Source organism: Pricia sp. (assembly GCF_041745955.1).
In the GTDB taxonomy this organism is placed as follows: Bacteria; Bacteroidota; Bacteroidia; order Flavobacteriales; family Flavobacteriaceae; genus Pricia.
In genome coordinates this window covers 1-2,482 of the sequence record NZ_JBGTHY010000419.1, presented here as the reverse complement: position 1 = coordinate 2,482, position 2,482 = coordinate 1, and the positions used below count along the sequence as shown (strand labels likewise).

The 2,482-nt window shown below is 47.2% G+C and carries 2 protein-coding genes; both read left to right on the top strand.

Annotated features, from left to right (window positions below; genetic code table 11):
- Positions 1-746: tetratricopeptide repeat protein (locus ACEW8S_RS14905; protein ID WP_373518921.1), on the top strand; the 746-nt coding region annotated here is incomplete at its 5' end.
- A gap of 49 nt (positions 747-795) precedes the next feature.
- The coding region (locus ACEW8S_RS14900; protein WP_373518920.1) for a TonB-dependent receptor at positions 796-2,482 on the top strand (1,687 nt) is incomplete at its 3' end.

Below are 2,482 nucleotides of genomic sequence, written 5' to 3'. Positions count from 1 at the left end.
AGTCGCATTTCAACCTAGCACAGCTTTACTTTGGGAACGGCCAACAAGAGAAGGCCTTGCCGCATTACAAATTTGTATCCGATAAATCCGGGGGCGAATATGCGGAGCAGTCCCTGACCCGGGTCTGTGAAATCTATATCGGAAAAGATGATTATGTCACGGCCGTACCGTTTTTGGAACGTTTGGAAGATCAAGCTGATATTCAGCAAAACCGAGTTTTTGCGCAGTCCAATCTAATGAAAGGCTACTACGAGCAGAAAAACTATGCGAAAACCTTGGCATACGCCGATAAGGTCTTGGCCGTGCCGACCATCGACAACCGTATCAAGAGCGATGCCCAGATCATGATCGCCCGAGCCGCAGTTGCCACCGGCGACGAGGCAAAAGCGGAAAGTGCCTATCAAGATGTATTGAAAATCGCTACCGGCGGTACCGCTGCCGAAGCTTTGTACTACGATGCCTATTTCAAGAACAAGGCACAGGATTTCGAGGCATCGAACGCCTCCGTACAAAAATTGGCGAAAGACTATTCCAGTTATAAGGAATGGGGCGGCAAAGGTCTGGTCATCATGGCCAAGAACTTTTATGCCCTAGGCGATGCCTACCAAGCGACCTATATTTTGGATAACGTGACGACCAATTTCAGTCAATATCCCGAACTGGTATCCGAAGCGAAAGCGGAGCTGGCCATTATCAAATCGAAGGAGGCACAGAGCAATTCGTCGATTCGAACGGATGGGAATTGAAACTAGATAAAAGAATACAAAATTAGAGCAAGATTAAAGAACACAAAAAATGCACAAACATCTTATCTTAGTTTTAATCCTAATTTTCGGATTTTCACAGATTACCTACGCCCAAGAAGACGAAAACGAAGAAGAAACCGACGATATCGGTACCGAAACCGTTACGGTCACGAAGGCGTATACCCCGACGATTTCCGATGCCTTTAAAATCAAATCGGTCCCGACCTTGAACGATTCCATCGTCTTACAGAAGAAAAAGATCGAATACAATATCTTTTCAGTGCCGGTGGCCTCGACTTTTACACCTACGAAGGGCACGGCGACCGCGGTCAAGAAAACGCCACCGCCCGTACTGTACAATTCTTACGCCTCTGCGGGGGGTGGTAACCCCGCTAACGTAATGGCCAAGTTCTATACGAGCCGAGCCCTTGATAGGGAATCTGGATATACCGTGGGGCTGAACCACAATTCCTCCCGTGGCGACCTGAAAGGGGTAGCTTTGGATAATGTGTACTCCAACACGCAATTGGATGGCACCTATACCAAAAGGGACCGCGATTTCGATTGGGGATTTGATGTCGGCGCCCAACACCAGCTGTACAATTGGTACGGTATTCCCGATGGGGTCTTTACCGAAGAAGTAGTGAATTCCATCGAGGAGCGCCAAAACTATTTTATGGCCGAAGCGGATGCGCATATCAATGTTCAGGATTCCTATTTTGAAAATGCCGAATTGCACTACCGCCGTTTTTGGGATGCCGTAAAATCGGGTGAAAATAGGGCGGTGTTCAAGACCGGTTTTGCCTTTCCCGTAGCCGAAGAATCCTTTGGGATAAATATCAAAGTCGATTATGTCAACGGTAATTTCGACAACGCCAGCCTGAACAGTGCGACCAACGCCCCTTCCATTAATTATAGCAACCTGCAAGCAGGAATCAACCCAAGCCTTCGCTTGCTGAGCGATGATTTTTCTTTGAACCTGGGCGTCAATCTGGTCTATGGATTAGATACCGAAAACAGTGACAGTAACTTTTATATCTATCCTGCGGTAACAGCATCCTATCGACTGCTCGATCAGCTGGCCATCGTGTACGGTGGGATAGAAGGGGAACTGAAACAGAATTCTTATTTTGGTTTTGTAGAAAATAATCCCTACGTATCCCCAACCCTGAATATCGTGCCGACCGATACCAAATATGACGGTTACATTGGCTTGAAAGGGCAATTGTTACCTACCTTAAGCTATAACATCAAAGCTTCGTACACGGCAGAGGACCGGAGTCCCCTTTTCAAATTGAACCCCCAAAATACCTTCCGGGACGATGAAAAAGGCTATTACTATGGCAATTCGTTCGAGGTGTTCTATGACGATATCAAAACCGTCGGCGTATTCGGTGAGCTGAACGTAGATGTGAACCGCAATTTTACCTTAGGCGTGAATGCGGAGTACTACAACTATGCCACCGAAACCGATAATCCGGCCTGGAACCGGCCCGATCTGAAAGGCTCGCTTTTTATGGACTATCAAATCGGTGAAAAATGGTACGCCGGCACGAACCTTTTCTATGTAGGCGAACGCGAAGATATCGCTACGATCGCCGACCAGACGGGAATTCCCTCGAATTTTCAGGCGGAAATAATTACTTTGGAAAGTTTTTTCGACGCTAACGCCCATCTTGGCTACCGTTGGAACAAGCAACTTTCCATTTTCGTAAAGGCGGCCAATATCGCCAACA